Origin of the sequence: Polymorphospora sp. A560, assembly GCF_045781765.1 — a bacterium.
Classification (GTDB): domain Bacteria; phylum Actinomycetota; class Actinomycetes; order Mycobacteriales; family Micromonosporaceae; genus Polymorphospora; species Polymorphospora lycopeni.
Genome location: NZ_CP122282.1, coordinates 6,299,160 through 6,313,752, shown reverse-complemented (window position 1 = coordinate 6,313,752; position 14,593 = coordinate 6,299,160). Strand labels below are relative to the sequence as shown.

13 protein-coding genes are annotated in these 14,593 nt (G+C 73.6%); 11 read left to right on the top strand and 2 right to left on the bottom strand.

The features are described from left to right. Positions 1 to 41: 41 nt before the first annotated feature. From QCD66_RS28635 to QCD66_RS28625, 3 genes are all read left to right on the top strand, one after another. Positions 42 to 1,367, top strand: coding sequence for a hemolysin family protein (locus tag QCD66_RS28635; protein WP_375736691.1), 1,326 nt, complete (start codon positions 42 to 44; stop codon positions 1,365 to 1,367). A 126-nt stretch (positions 1,368 to 1,493) separates the two neighbouring features. Continuing rightward, the gene (locus tag QCD66_RS28630; RefSeq protein ID WP_364207893.1) at positions 1,494 to 2,558 is read left to right on the top strand and encodes a hemolysin family protein; all 1,065 of its coding nucleotides are present in this window, start codon (positions 1,494 to 1,496) and stop codon (positions 2,556 to 2,558) included. Positions 2,559 to 2,569: 11 nt separating this feature from the next. After that, positions 2,570 to 3,583: a sporulation protein gene (locus QCD66_RS28625; RefSeq protein ID WP_364207891.1), complete on the top strand. Its 1,014-nt coding sequence runs from the start codon at positions 2,570 to 2,572 to the stop codon at positions 3,581 to 3,583. Positions 3,584 to 3,744: 161 nt separating this feature from the next. On the opposite strand, the gene leuE is transcribed toward QCD66_RS28625, so the two are convergent. Both leuE and QCD66_RS28615 read right to left on the bottom strand, forming a co-directional pair. Next, positions 3,745 to 4,404: a leucine efflux protein LeuE gene (gene leuE, locus QCD66_RS28620; RefSeq protein ID WP_357535951.1), complete on the bottom strand. Its 660-nt coding sequence runs from the start codon at positions 4,402 to 4,404 to the stop codon at positions 3,745 to 3,747. Between the two features lie 10 nt (positions 4,405 to 4,414). Next, the gene (locus QCD66_RS28615) at positions 4,415 to 5,665 is read right to left on the bottom strand and encodes a bifunctional pyridoxamine 5'-phosphate oxidase family protein/GNAT family N-acetyltransferase (RefSeq protein ID WP_375734746.1); all 1,251 of its coding nucleotides are present in this window, start codon (positions 5,663 to 5,665) and stop codon (positions 4,415 to 4,417) included. Between the two features lie 52 nt (positions 5,666 to 5,717). Between QCD66_RS28615 and QCD66_RS28610 the strand changes: the two genes are divergently transcribed. The 8 genes from QCD66_RS28610 (at position 5,718) to QCD66_RS28575 (ending at position 14,593) form a co-directional block, all read left to right on the top strand. Then, positions 5,718 to 7,040, top strand: a complete 1,323-nt coding sequence (locus QCD66_RS28610; RefSeq protein WP_364207887.1) for an aminotransferase class I/II-fold pyridoxal phosphate-dependent enzyme — start codon at positions 5,718 to 5,720, stop codon at positions 7,038 to 7,040. Between the two features lie 29 nt (positions 7,041 to 7,069). Next, a complete protein-coding gene (locus QCD66_RS28605; RefSeq protein ID WP_364207885.1) occupies positions 7,070 to 7,735 on the top strand; it encodes a UdgX family uracil-DNA binding protein in 666 nt (221 codons plus the stop codon). A gap of 173 nt (positions 7,736 to 7,908) precedes the next feature. Beyond that, positions 7,909 to 9,261 (top strand): MFS transporter, encoded by a 1,353-nt coding sequence (locus tag QCD66_RS28600; protein ID WP_364207883.1) that lies wholly within the window; start codon positions 7,909 to 7,911, stop codon positions 9,259 to 9,261. A 2-nt stretch (positions 9,262 to 9,263) separates the two neighbouring features. Beyond that, positions 9,264 to 9,464, top strand: coding sequence for a DUF3046 domain-containing protein (locus QCD66_RS28595; RefSeq protein WP_364207882.1), 201 nt, complete (start codon positions 9,264 to 9,266; stop codon positions 9,462 to 9,464). A gap of 180 nt (positions 9,465 to 9,644) precedes the next feature. Next, the gene (gene recA / locus QCD66_RS28590) at positions 9,645 to 10,691 is read left to right on the top strand and encodes a recombinase RecA (RefSeq protein ID WP_212816493.1); all 1,047 of its coding nucleotides are present in this window, start codon (positions 9,645 to 9,647) and stop codon (positions 10,689 to 10,691) included. A gap of 23 nt (positions 10,692 to 10,714) precedes the next feature. After that, positions 10,715 to 11,446 carry a regulatory protein RecX gene (locus QCD66_RS28585; protein WP_364207879.1) on the top strand — a complete coding sequence of 244 codons (732 nt, stop codon included), beginning with the start codon at positions 10,715 to 10,717 and terminating at the stop codon, positions 11,444 to 11,446. Positions 11,447 to 12,090: 644 nt separating this feature from the next. Beyond that, entirely contained in the window at positions 12,091 to 13,860 is a 1,770-nt protein-coding gene (gene rny, locus QCD66_RS28580; protein WP_364207878.1) for a ribonuclease Y, read from the top strand. An 88-nt stretch (positions 13,861 to 13,948) separates the two neighbouring features. Beyond that, positions 13,949 to 14,593: a LysE family translocator gene (locus tag QCD66_RS28575; protein ID WP_375734744.1), complete on the top strand. Its 645-nt coding sequence runs from the start codon at positions 13,949 to 13,951 to the stop codon at positions 14,591 to 14,593.

Genomic DNA, 14,593 nt, shown 5'->3' with positions numbered 1-14,593 from the left:
AACCAGCACGCGGCGTCCGGCCCGGGGGCGCTGAGCCACCCGTGTTGATCCTCGTCGGCCTCGTGCTGATCATCGTTCTCACCGCGGCCACCGGATACTTCGTCGCCCAGGAGTTCGGCTACGTCGCCGTCGACCGGGGCAAGCTGCGACAGCTCGCGGACGGCGGCGACGGCGCCGCCGAGCGGGCGCTGAAGGTCACCAGCCGGCTGTCGTTCATGCTCTCCGGTGCGCAGCTCGGCATCACGGTCACCGCACTGCTGGTCGGCTATGTCGCCGAACCCTTCCTCGGTGACGGCCTCGCCCAGTTGTTCGGCGGCGCCGGGGTGCCGCAGTCGGTCACCCTGCCGCTGGCCATCGCGCTCGCGCTGGTCATCGCCACCGTGATCCAGATGGTGCTCGGCGAACTGGCCCCGAAGAACCTCGCCATCGCCCGGCCGGAGACGCTGGCCCGGGCACTGAGCCGCTCCACCCTGATCTACATGGCGGTCGCCGGGCCGCTGATCCGGCTCTTCGACGCCTCCGCGACCCGGCTGCTGCGCCGGGTCGGCATCGAGCCGATCGAGGAACTGCCCACCGGCGCCACCCCAGAGGACCTGGAGCAGATCATCGCCGAGTCGCGTGAGGAGGGGCACCTCGACGCCGAGATGTCCGACCTGCTCGACCGGGGTCTCGACTTCCGTCAACTGACCGCCGGCGAGGCGATGGTGCCCCGCGTCGACGTGCACACCGTACGCGCCGACGAGCCGGTCCGCCGGATCGTCGAGATGGTCGACACCGGGCACTCCCGTTTCCCCGTACGCGGCACCGACGGCGTCGACGACGTCGTCGGTGTGGTCGGGATCGCCGACGTACTCACCATCGAACCGGGGAAGCGCGACACCACCCCGATCTCGGCGGTGCTCGTACCGCCGCTGCTGGTGCCCGACACCCTGCCGCTGCCGACCGTGCTGGACCGGCTGCGGGGCGGACACCGCCAGCTCGCCTGCGTGGTCGACGAGTACGGCGGCTTCGCCGGCGTGATCACCCTGGAGGACATCGCCGAGGAACTGGTCGGCCCGATCCGCGACGAGGACGACCCGCCCGAGCCGACCCCGATCCGGCAGCCGGACGGCTCCTGGGTGGTGCCGGCGCGCTGGCGGATCGACGAGGTGGCCGACGCCACCGGCATCCGGTTGCCCGAAGGCCCCGAATACGACACCGTCTCCGGCCTGGTCATGCGCGAACTCGGCCGGGTGCCGCAGGTCGGCGACCGGCTGGAGATCGAGCTGGTCGCCGAGGCCGACCAGCCCCGGGCGAGCGCCGCCGTAGAGGTCCTGGCCGTCGACCGGCACGTCGCCGACTCCGTACGCCTGGGGGTGGCACCGTGAGTGAGCGAACGGGCTGGCTCGGTGGTTGGCACGGTGGCGCCGAGCGGAGCGAGGTGACGCTGTGAGTGAGCGAACCGGCTGGCTCGGTGGTTGGCACGGTGTCGCCGAGCGGAGCGAGGTGACAGCGTGACTCCTGGAGTGGCGCTGCTGATTTCGGTGGTCCTGCTGGCGCTCAACGGGTTCTTCGTGGCAGCCGAGTTCGCGCTGGTGGCGAGCAAGCGTTACCGGTTGGAGCAGGCCGCCGCCACCGGCGGCCGGGCGGCCAAGGCCGCCCTCGACGGCGTACGCGAGCTGTCCCTGATGCTGGCCGGCGCGCAGTTCGGCATCACCGTCTGCACCCTGGGGCTCGGTGCGCTGGCCGAGCCGGCGATCGAGCGGCTGGTCGCACCGCTGCTGCACACGGTGGGCCTGCCCGACGCGGCCAGCCACGTGATCGCGTTGGTCTTCGCGCTGTCCCTGGTGACCTTCCTGCACCTGGTGGTCGGCGAGATGGCCCCGAAGTCGTGGGCGATCACCGACCCGGAGCGGTCGGCGCTGCTGCTGGGGCTGCCGTTCCGGGCCTTCGCCCGGGTGTCGCGGCCGATCCTGTCGGTGCTCAACGAGATGGCCAACGCGACCCTGCGGCTGGTCAAGGTCAACCCGCAGGACCAGCTCGCCCAGGTGCACGGGCCGGAGGAACTGCGGCTGCTGCTCGAGCAGTCGCGCGAGCACGGGCTGCTCGCCGCCGACCAGCACGAGATGCTGACCAGCATGCTGGAGCTGCAGGCCACCCGGGTCGCCGACGTGATGGAGCCGTTCGACCGGATCGTCAAGGTCGACAAGGCCGACAGCGCGGAGCGGATCGAGGAGATCTGCCGCGACAGCGGCCGGTCCCGGCTGATCGTGCTCGACGGGCCGGAGCGGGTGGTCGGCATCGTGCACGTACGCGAGGCGGTGCGGGCGGTGACGGCGGGCCGTAAGGCGACGGCCGGGGAGCTGATGGGGGAGACCTTCAGCCTCGGCGCCGGGGCGACGGTCACCGAGGCGGTCGCCGCGATGCGGGCCGACCGGGCGCAGTTGGCTCTGGTCACCAACGGGGCGGGCACCGGCCGGCCGGTCGGTTTCGTCGCGCTGGAGGACCTGCTGGAGGAGGTCATCGGCGAGTTCGACGACGAGACCGACCCGGTGCCGCGCGGCCGGCGGATGCGCTAGCACGGGCGGAGGTGGTCCGGACGAGGATCCTGAGCAGGTTCGGTGCCGGCGGCCCGGCCGTCGACACGGTGCTCGCCGAGCCGGTGGTCCGGCCCGGCGGCCGCCTGCGCGGCGAGGTCCGGGTGGTCGGCGGCGACATCGACGTCACCGTCGACCAGGTGGCGGTCGGCCTCGTCTGCCGGGTCGACGTGTCCGCGGCCGATCCCGACGACGGCGCCTCGGTGGAGTTCCACCGGGGCACCGTCGCCGACGCGTTCACGTTGCGCGCCGGCGTCCGTCACGCGTTGCCGTTCGAGGTCGAGGTGCCGTGGGAGACCCCGGTGACCGAGGTGCGGGGCCGGCCGCTGCCCGGCATGGCGGTGGGCGTACACACCCGGCTGGTGGTCGTGCGGGCCGTAGACGAGACCGGGATGAACGCGATCCGGGTCGCGCCGGCCGCCGTGCACGAGCGGATCCTGGTGGCGTTCACCCGGCTCGGATTCTCCTACCGGGACGCGCGGATCCGCGACGGCCGACTCGACGGGGTCGACCAGCGGCTGCCGTTCCACCAGGAGGTGGCGTTCCGGCCGCCGGAGTCGTACCCGGGTTGGTTGTCCGAGGTCGGTGTGGCGATCGTCGCGGACCCGACCGGCGCCGACGTGGTTCTCGGGCTGGCCGGGCGGCTCGGCGGCCGCGGTCGGGGCCGGGTCGGACGGTTCCGGGTCCGGCACACCGACGGGCCGGACTGGCCGGCGGTGCTCGACGGCTGGCTGCGGGAGATGCTCGCGGGCCCGGACGGCGACCCGGCCGGGCGGGCGGGGACGGCCGGCGGTTCGTCCGCGCCGGCCCACTCGCCGCCGGGTCGTTCTGGGGCGGGCCGTTCGGAGACGGGCCGTCGGGGGACGGGCCGGTCGGCGGCGGGCCGGTCGGGCGCGGCGAAGCGGGCCTGGTGGCGGCGCCGGGCCCGGCCGGTGGACGAGACCGCCGGCCCGGGCGGCTACGACCAGCCCGGCCACAGCGGCGGCGCCCCCGACGGCACGAGCTGACCGGCCCGGCCCCCGGCGGCCGCCGCCGGCCCCCGCCGGTCCCCGACCGCGTCGATCAAGGGGATGTCATTCGCAAAACGGACGCCGATCCCCACGATTACTCCATGATCGACGCTGCGCCCCGCGCCCCGGCGTCCCGCGCCGCGCGCGGGGCGCAGCGGCTAGACCGTGGTGGCGGTGGCGAGTTTGAGGCTGAAGCCGAGGAAGAGGGCGCCGATGCCGGTGGTGGCGCCGGCGGCGAGGCGGCGCCGTTCCCGGAACCGGGCGGCCAGGAACGTGCCGGTGAAGATCAGCACGCTCAGGTAGAGCACGCTGCCGAGCTGCGCGATCGCGCCGAGCAGCAGGAACGACAGCGCCGGATGGGCGTACGACGGGTCGACGAACTGGATGAAGAACGAGACGAAGAACAGGATCGCCTTCGGGTTCAGAACGCTGATCACCGCGGCGCGGCGGAACGGGTGCCGGACCGCGGCCGGCTCGGCGGCGTGGATGAGCGGGGTGGTGTCCGGGTCGTTGCGGGTCCGGAAGCGCCGCCAGGCGGCCCGGAACATCGTCAGCCCGACATAGGCCAGGTACGCCGCGCCGGCGTACTTGATCACCAGGAAGATCGGCGGGTACGCCCGCAGCAGCGACGCGACCCCGGCGGCCGACAACACCATGAGCACGGTGTCGCCGAGGAACACCCCGGCGGCGGCCTTGTAGCCGGCGGGTACGCCACGGCGGGCGGCGGTGGACAGGACGAAGAGCGAGTTGGGACCGGGCAGCAGGATGATCGCGATGGTGCCCAGGACGTAGGTCCCCAGGTCGATGGTGCCGAGCATGGCTGGATCCTCACCCCGGCGGGGGCGCGGGGCGAAGCGATTCCCGCAGCCTGACCTGTGCGTTTGGCCACTCGTCGTCGATCATGGCGAACTGGACGGTGTCCCGCCACGTTCCGTCGGGCCGGCGCCGGTGGTTGCGCAGCACCCCTTCGCGGCGGGCGCCGAGCCGGCCGATGGCCGCCTGCGAGCGCTCGTTGCGCAGGTCGGTGTGCCAGACCACCCGCCGGGCCCCGAGTACGTCGAAGGCCCGTTCGAGCAGCAGCAGCTTGGCCTCGGTGTTGATGCCGGTACGCCAGTGTTCGCGGCCGAGCCAGGTGTGACCGATGGCGACGGACCGGTTGACCTCGTCGACCTCGTAGTACGACGTGGTGCCGGCGATCTCGCCGGTCCGCGCGCAGCGCTGCACCCACGGCACCCGGTCGCCGCGCTCGTGGGCGCGCAGCGCGTCGGTGACGATCGCGGCCATGCCGGCCCGGTCGGTCGGCTGCCGTTTGCTCAGGTGACGCCACACCTCGGGGTCGGCGCCGGCGGCGAGCAGCCCGTCGACGTGCGAGTGGTCGAGCGGTTCGAGTACGACGTGCGCGCCGCGCAGCACGGCCGGGGTCAGCCACTGCGACCGGGGCGTCCGCAGGTAGCCGGGGAGCGGTGCGGTGACCCGGGCGTCGGGCTCGGGCACGCCGGGCACGTGGCGCAGCGGCACCACGCCGGCCCAGTGCGGCAGGTCGAGGTCTTCGGGGTCGTCGGCGACGCCACCGAGGCGGGCCTTGACCGACACCTCGCTCAGTGGCAGGGCGATCACGGCCGTCTCGGCGAGTTCCCGGCGGGTCGGCGGGCGGCTGTCGGCGGCCCGGCCGGCGCCCAGCTTGTCGTCCAGCGCGGTCATCGCGGCCCGCTTCTCGGTCTCGTCGGTGACCAGGTGGGCGGTGCCGTGCGCGACGACGGAGCGGTAGTTGGCGCTGTGGTGGAACTGGGAGCGGGCGTAGACGAGGCCGTCGAGGAGGGTGACGGTGACGCAGACCGGCAGTCCGGCGGGGCCCCGGGCGGCGAGCAGTGGCCGGCTGCCGGTGGAGCCGTGCAGGTAGAGCGTGTCGTCGACGCGTACGTGCAGGGTGGGCAGCGCCCGTGGTTCGCCGTCGACGGTGAAGGCGAAGGTGCAGTGGTGGGCCTCGTCGAGGATCGCGTGCGCGGTGGCGCGCTCGTACGCGATCCGGTCCCGGATGCGGCTGGCGGTGGTTCTCGGGGTCTGCGGGTAGTCGCCCATCGCCGACTCCTTCGTCCTGCTGGGAGCATTGTTCTAGTACAATGCTCAAACTGTGACAGCACAATATCAGCCGACCGGCACGACGGCCGCCGGGATTTCGGCCAGCATCGAGGCCGGCGTCCGCGGCGGCGACCTGCCCCCGGGCGCCCCGCTACCCGCCGTCCGCGCCCTCGCCGCCGACCTCGGGGTCAGCCCGGCCACCGTCGCCAGCGCCTACCGCACCCTGCGCCAGCGCGGCGTCGTCGAGACCGCCGGCCGGGGCGGCACCCGCATCCGGCCCCGGCCACCGGTCGCCACCACCCGCTCGGCGCTGCGTCCCGCCGTACCGGCCGGGGTCCTTGACCTGTCCGCCGGCGACCCCGACCGACGGCTGCTGCCCCCGCTGCCGGCCGTGCCACCGGCCGACCCGGTCGGCTACGCGGCCGGCGGCGTACTGCCGGAACTCGCCGACCTGGCCCGTGCCCGGCTCGCCGCCGACGGCGTCGACGCCACCGCGCTCACCCTGACCAACGGCGCCCTCGACGGCATCGACCGGCTGCTCACCGGCCACCTGCGCCCCGGCGACCGGGTCGGCGTCGAGGACCCCGGCTGGGGCAACCTGCTCGACCTGGTCGCCGCTCTCGGCCTCGAACCCGTCCCGGTCCCGGTCGACGGCGACGGCCCGACCGTCGCCGGGCTGCGCCGGGCACTGGCCAACGGGATACGCGCCCTGGTCGTCACCACCCGCGCCCACAACCCGACCGGGGCCGCCGTCACCGCGGCCCGGGCCGCCGCCCTGCGCGACGTCCTCGCCGGCCACCCCGACCTGCTGCTCATCGAGGACGACCACGCCGGCGAACTCGCGTCGGTACCCCTGGCACCGCTCGCCGGGGCGACCCGGACCTGGGCGTTCCTGCGGTCGGTGAGCAAGCCGTACGGCCCCGACCTGCGGCTGGCCGTGCTCGCCGGCGACGAGGCGACCGTCGCCCGGGTCGCCGGCCGGATGCGGATCGGCGCCGGCTGGGTGTCGACGCTGCTGCAACGTACGGTCGTGCGGCTGTGGCGTGACCCGGCGACCGGCCGCCGGATCACGGCCGCCCGGGAGAGCTACGACCGGCGCCGTACCGCCCTCGTCACCGCGCTGGCCGCCCGTGGCGTGCCGGCCACCGGCCACACCGGCATCAACGTCTGGGTCCCGGTGCCCGACGAGACCCGGGCGGTGACCACGCTGCGCGACAGTGGGTACGCCGTCGCCCCCGGCTCGCTCTACCGCCTCGCCAGCGCCCCCGGAATCCGGATCACCGTCACCCCGCTCGACGACGCCGACGTCCCCGGGCTCGCCGCCGCGGTCGCCGCGGCGGTCGACTCGCCGACCCCACCGACCTTCAGCGCGTGATGTCGGTGGCACCGGGTACAAACTCCGTCATGCCCCGCACCGAAACCGCCTCTGGCGCGCAACCGTACGTCCCGCCCGCCTCCGCCAGCCTCGACGACGTACGCGCCGCCGCCCCGAACTGCCGCGGCTGCGAACTCTACGAGGGCGCCACCCAGGTCGTCTTCGGCCGCGGCGACGCGCACGCCCGGGTGGTGTTCGTCGGCGAGCAGCCCGGCGACGTCGAGGACCAGCGCGGCCTGCCGTTCGTCGGGCCGGCCGGGCACCTGCTGCGCCGGGCGGTCGACGCGGCCGGCATCGACCCGGCGCACCTCTATATCACCAATGCCGTCAAGCACTTCCGCTTCCAGATGCGCGGCAAGCGGCGGATCCACCAGACCCCCGACCAGACGCACATCGTGGCCTGCCGGCCCTGGCTGGTCGCCGAGTTCGCCCGGCTCCGGCCGGAGATCGTCGTGGTGCTCGGCGCGACGGCGGCCAAGGCGCTGCTGGGGCCGTCGTTCCGGGTCACCCGCTCACGCGGCGAACTGCTGCCCTGGCCGGCGTCGGCGCCGAACCCCGGGGACTTCCCGGTCGAGCCGGCCCGGCTGGTGGCCACCATCCACCCGTCGGCGGTGCTGCGCGCCGACAACCAGGAGATCGCCTTCGACGGCCTGGTCGCCGACCTGAAGGTGGTGGCCCGGGCCCTCGCCGCCTGAACCCGCCGCCTGAACCCGCCGCCGGCTGCCGCGCGCTGTGTCGCGGCGGCCCGGGCGCTCCCTGATCGTCTGCGGCGCAGACCGTCGACACGCCGTGCCGGCAACGCCTGAACCGCAGACGATCACCACGCTGCCGGGCGACGCGGTCACCCCGGCGACCGTAGGCTGGCCCGATGTCCATGATCGGCGACCCGGCGGTGGACGTTCCCCGGGTCCAGCGCCGCACGCTCCGGCTGCTGTTCGGCACCCAGATCATCGGCGGCATCGGCACCACCATCGGCATCTCGGTCGGCGCGCTGCTCGCCGCCCGGCTGGCCGGCACCAGCGTCTCCGGGCTGGCCGCCAGCGCCAGCGTGGTCGGCGGGGCACTGCTCGCCGTACCAGTCACCCGGATCATGACCGGCCACGGGCGGCGGCCGGGCCTGGTGACGGCGTACGCCGCCGGTGCCGCCGGTGCCCTGCTCGTGGTGGCGGCGGCGGTCACCAACTGGGTGCCCCTGCTGTTCCTGGGCATGCTGCTCTTCGGCGGCGGGTCGGCGGCCAACCTCCAGGCCCGCTACACCGCCGTCGACCTCGCCGAGCCGGCCCGCCGAGGGCGGCAACTGTCGGTGATCGTCTGGGCGACCACGATCGGCGCGGTCACCGCGCCCAACTTCGCCGCGCTCGCCGACCGCGCCGTCAGCGGGTTCGGGCTGCCGCCGCTGTCGGGGCCGTTCGTCTTCAGCGCGGTCGCCTTCGCCCTCGCCGCCGGCGTACTGCTGGTCCTCCTGCGGCCGGACCCGCTGCTCACCGCCCGCCGGATCGCGACCGCCACGATCCCGCCCACCGTCGGACCCGAGCCGGCCGGCGCCACCGCGGCCGTGGGCTCCGCGCCGGCCGGATCCCCGCCGGCCGCCGGTGCGTCATCCGCGCCGGCCGGCACCGGCGGCATGCGTGCGGCGTGGCGGGTGGTCGCGGCGCGCCCGGCGGCCCGGCTCGGGGTCACCGCGGTCGCGGTCGGCCACCTGGTCATGGTCGGTGTGATGGCGATGACCCCGGTGCACCTCGGCGAGTCGCACGGCGACGCCGACGTGCTACGGGTGGTCGGGATCGTGCTCAGCGCCCACATCGCCGGCATGTACGCGCTCGCGCCGGTGGTCGGCTGGCTGACCGACCGGCTCGGCCGCCGGCCGGTCATCCTCGGCGGCGTCGGCCTGCTGCTCGCCGCGTGCGCGGTGGCCGGCACGGCCGGGCACGACACCGTACGGCTGGTGGCCGGCCTGGTCCTGCTCGGTCTCGGCTGGTCGGCGACGATGGTCGCCGGCTCGACGCTGCTGTCGGAGTCGGTGCCGGTCGAGGCGCGGCCCGCCACCCAGGGGTTGTCCGACCTGTTGATGGGACTGGCGGGCGCGTCGGCCGGCGCGCTGAGCGGGTTTATCGTGGAGGCCGCCGGATACCCGGTGCTCAATCTGCTCGCCGCGATCGCCACCGTCCCGTTGACGGCGCTGGCGCTACGCGTCCGGGGTGCTGCGGTGAAGGGGAGCTGACCGTGCGGCTGACCGAGTTCTGGGCCCGGCTGGAGGAGACGTTCGGGCCGGCCTACGCCCGCAGCATCGCCGCCGACCAGGTGCTGACACAGCTCGGCGGCCGGACCATCGACCAGGCGCTCGCCGAGGGCGTGGAGACGCTGCGGGTGTGGCGGGCGGTGTGCGCCACGTATCCCGATCGGGTGCCCGCGCGACTACGCTGAGCTGCTCGTACGCCTGTTCTGGCGTGTCGCGGTTGCGTCGTACACCTGTTCGGCTATTGTCCACAGCGCGGTGCTTGTCCACAGGCCACGGCCTGGCGGCTGTTTTCTGTCGGACCCAGCGCTTAGCGTGTCCGCGTGACTAAGGGTGGAAAGATGCCGGCGAAGGCAGGGGTGGCAACGATGGCGGCAGGACCTGACCGGGAGAAGGCGCTAGACCTCGCTCTCGCGCAGATCGACAAGCAGTTCGGCAAGGGCTCGGTGATGCGGCTGGGGGAGCGGCCGGTCGTCCAGACGGCGGTGATCCCGACCGGGTCGATCGCGCTCGACGTGGCGCTGGGCGTGGGCGGCCTGCCCCGGGGCCGGGTCGTCGAGGTCTACGGGCCGGAGTCCAGCGGTAAGACGACCGTGGCGCTGCACGCGGTGGCCAACGCCCAGCGGGCCGGCGGCATCGCCGCCTTCATCGACGCCGAGCACGCGCTCGACCCGGAATACGCCAAGGCGCTCGGCGTCGACACCGACGCGATGCTGGTCTCCCAGCCCGACACCGGTGAGCAGGCGCTGGAGATCGCCGACATGCTGATCCGCTCCGGTGCGCTGGACATCATCGTCATCGACTCGGTCGCCGCCCTGGTGCCGCGCGCCGAGATCGAGGGTGAGATGGGCGACAGCCACGTCGGCCTCCAGGCCCGGCTGATGAGCCAGGCGCTGCGGAAGATCACCGGGGTGCTCAACAGCACCGGCACGACCGCGATCTTCATCAACCAGCTCCGCGAGAAGATCGGCGTCATGTTCGGCAGCCCCGAGACCACCACCGGTGGCCGGGCGCTGAAGTTCTACGCCTCGGTCCGGCTCGACGTGCGGCGCATCGAGAGCCTCAAGGACGGCACCGACGTCGTCGGCAACCGCACCCGGGTCAAGGTCGTCAAGAACAAGGTGGCCGCCCCGTTCAAGCAGGCCGAGTTCGACATCATGTACGGCAAGGGCATCTCCCGCGAGGGCTCCCTGATCGACGTCGGTGTGGAGCAGAGCATCATCCGCAAGTCCGGTGCGTGGTACACGTACGACGGCGACCAGCTCGGCCAGGGCAAGGAGAAGGCCCGCGAGTTCCTGCGCGAGAACCCCGACGTCGCCGCCGAGATCGAGAAGAAGATCCTCGAGAAGCTCGGTGTCGGCGCGGGTGCCATCGACGCGGCGAGCGGCCCGGAGCTGCCGCCGGTCGACTTCTGACCGGCCGCCGGACGTCCTGACCGATGGCTGGACGACGGCGAGGCGCCCGTTCGGGACGGGGTTGGGATGCCGCCCCGCCCCGGACGGACGCGCCCTCCGCCCGGCGGCCCCGGCGTGGCCGGGCCCGCCCCACCGACGACTCCGGGCCGCCGCTCGACGAGGACGGCTGGCCGGAGGGCGCCACGACGACCCCGCCGGTCGTCGAGCCGGCCAAGCCGCCCCGTGACGAGGCCGAGGTGGCCCGCGAGATCTGCCTGCGACAACTCGCCACCCGTCCACGCACCCGGGCCGAGCTGGCGGCGGCGCTGGCTCGGCGGGGCATCTCCGAGCAGACGACCGACGCCGTCCTCGACCGCTACGACGAGGTCGGCATGATCGACGACGCGGCGTTCGCCCGGGCGTGGGTGGCGAGCCGCCACCACGGGCGCGGGCTGGCCCGCCGGGCCCTGGCCAACGAGTTGCGGCAGCGTGGCGTCGACTCCGACACGGCCAGCGAGGCGCTGGGCGAACTGGACGAGACGACCGAGGCGCAGACGGCCCGGGTGCTGGTCGACCGCAAGCTCCGTACGGTCCGGGGCGATCCGGACGCGGTGTTCCGTCGCCTGGTCGGGATGCTGGCCCGCAAGGGCTACCCGCCCGGGGTGGCGATCCGGGCCGTCAAGGAGGCGCTGGCCGCGCAGAGCGCCGAGGCCGCCGAGTTCGCCGAGCACATCGACGCCGATGCCCTCGCTGATGCCGAGGGGTCGGAGCACTAGACGATAAGGCTGATTGGTGATCTCTGTCCGGTTTGAAGGGTGATGTGCCCTGGATCGGTAGGGTTCAAGGCGATGAGCTGCGGGTAAGGACCCGTGTGCCCTCTGTTTGCGTCCCTGCTCGATCATGGGTTCTTGACCGAACGGCCCCCGGCACCCTAGCCTCGCGTACAAGCGAGATAACCGACCCTTGCAGGCTAAGCGCACAACATAGATCGCGTAACAGTACGGCATCACTTTTGGTCAACATGGTGGCCAGACAACCCGTTAGCGGACAGGCCGGTCCGTAGGCGGCAAGATATACCAGTGGCCTCAGGCGGTGCCTTTCCGGCACCGCTCGAAGGGTCGCACCCTCAGCCGCCTAGGTCGGGCGTCTCAGCCGAGGAAGCGGCAACGGGAGGGGTTGACCTTCCGGCGCCGGACGGTGGAGGGGAGGCGGCCCAGATGAGCGAGGCGGAAGACGGGTCAGGCCCCACAGAGATGCCCCACAGGGCATCGCTGTGGGTGCGGCGCGACGTGCTCGCGGCGAGCCGGACATGGCGCATGACCGGGCGTAGCGAGGACAGCGATCGGCTCGGTGTCCGTCGTGCGGGCAGCGGTCGGCTCGGTGTGCGTCGTGTGGGTGCCGAGCGAAGCGAGGCGGCCGCATGACCTGGGTGCTGCTTGTCGCGATCGTCCTTCTCGCCGCCATCGTGGTCGTCGGGCTCGTCCTCGGTGCCCGCGCCCTGCGCCAGCTCCGTGTCGCCCAGCCCACCCTGCCGCCCACCGACGACCCGGCGTACGTCGCCGAGAAGGACCGCCAGCAGCAGTCGCTGGCGGCGCTGCGGTCCGCCGCCGACGAGGCGACTTCCACCGTCGACGAGGCCAAGTCGGCCGCGGCGGCTGCCCGCGCCGAGGCGGCCGCGGCCAAGGCGGAGGCCAACTCGGCGCGGGCGGAGGCGCGCCGGGTGCTCGACGCCGCCCGGGCCGAAGCCGACACCGTGCTGGAGCGGGCCCACCGGCAGGCCGAGGCCGACGCGGAGCAGGTACGCGCCGCGGCCCGGCGCAGCGGCGAGCGCGAGATCGCCCTGCTGGCCACGACGACCAAGGAGCAGGCGGCCGAGGTCGAGCGGCGGGCCCTGCGGATGGACGAGCGCGAGCGCCTGCACAGCGAGGAGGTCGACCGGCTCACCGAGCGGGAACGCCGGCTGGCGGCGGCGGACGCGGAGCTGGTCGCCCGGGAGGCCGGGCTCGCCACCCGGGAGGCGGCGCTGGCCGAGGCCGAGGAGCGACAGCGGCGGGAGCTGGAGCGGATCGCCGGCCTGACCGCGGAGGTCGCCCGGACCGAACTGATCGACGCGATCGAGGGTCAGGCGAAGCGGGAGGCCGCGCTCCTCGTACGCGACATCGAGACCGACGCCCGCAGCACGGCCGAGCAGCGGGCCCGGCACATCGTCGTCGACGCGATCCAGCGGGTCGCCAGCGACCAGACCGCGGAGAGCGTGGTCAGCGTGCTGCACCTGCCCGGCGACGAGATGAAGGGCCGGATCATCGGCCGCGAGGGCCGCAACATCCGCGCGTTCGAGTCGGTGACCGGCGTCAACCTGATCATCGACGACACCCCCGAGGCGGTGCTGCTCTCCTGCTTCGACCCGGTACGCCGGGAGATCGGCCGGCTGACGCTGGAGAAGCTGGTGCTCGACGGGCGGATCCACCCGCACCGTATCGAGGAGGTCTTCGACACCGCGAAGCACGAGGTCGAACGCCTGTGCCAGCGGGCCGCCGAGGACGCGCTGGTCGAGGTCGGCATCACCGAGATACACCCGGAGCTGGTGACGTTGCTGGGCCGGCTGCGCTACCGCACGTCGTACGGGCAGAACGTGCTCAAGCACCTCGTCGAGACCGCGCACATCGCCGGGGTGATGGCCGCGGAGTTGCGGCTCGACATCCCGACCATCAAGCGGTGCGCGTTCCTGCACGACATCGGCAAGGCGCTCACCCACGAGGTCGAGGGCAGCCACGCGCTGATCGGTGCCGACGTGGCCCGCAAGTACGGCGAGTCCGAAGAGGTGGTCCACGCGATCGAGGCGCACCACAACGAGGTGCTGCCGCAGACGATCGAGGCGGTGCTGACCCAGGCGTCGGACGCCTGCTCGGGCGGCCGGCCGGGCGCCCGGCGGGAGAGCCTGGAGTCGTACGTCAAGCGGCTGGAGCGGATCGAGGAGATCGCCGGCGGCAAGTCCGGGGTGGAGAAGGTCTTCGCGATGCAGGCCGGCCGGGAGATCCGGGTGATGGTCAAGCCGGACGACATCGACGACATCGGGGCGGCGGTGCTCGCCCGCGACGTGGCGAAGCAGATCGAGGAGGAGCTGACCTATCCGGGGCAGATCCGGGTGACCGTGGTCCGCGAGTCCCGGGTCACCGAGATCGCCCGCTGAGTCACCGGCTCGCGACGGGACCCGGCCGGCCGGTTCCTGCGACGGGAAACACGTCGAGGGTGGGCGGGACGGTCGTTACCGTCAGGCGGTGACCTGGTCTTCCTACCTCTCGTACGTCGCCTTCGCCGCCGTCCTCGTCCTGGTGCCGGGGGCGGACTTCGCGGTGATCGTCAAGAACACGCTGGCCGGTGGCGCCCGCCGGGGACGCTGGAGCGCCGCCGGGGTGGCCAGTTCCAACGCCGTCCAGGGACTGGCCGCGATCGCCGGCCTCGGCGCGGTGATCGTGCACTACCAGCCGCTCTTCCAGGCGATCAAGTGGGCCGGTATCGCCTACCTGGTGTACCTGGCGGTCCAGACGTTCCGGTCGGCGTGGGCGGGCCGGTACGCGGTCGTTCCGGACGACCCCGGCCCGGCCCGGGGTCCGAGCCGGGCGGCGCAGGCGCGGGCCGGCTGGCGGCAGGGCTTCCTGTCCAACATCACCAACCCGAAGGTGCTGGCCTTCTACCTGGCGGTCCTGCCGCAGTTCGTCGGCCCGTCGACGCCGCTGCCGGTCCTGCTGGTGTTCGGGTTGAGTCACGCGCTGCTGTCGCTGACGTACCTGCTGGTGGTCGCGACCGGCCTGCACCGGGTTCGTGGGGTTCTCGGCCGGCGCCGGTTCCGGCGGGCGTTGGACGCGGTGACCGGCACGCTCCTGCTCGGCTTCGGCGTCCGGCTGGCCGCCGAGCAGACCTGA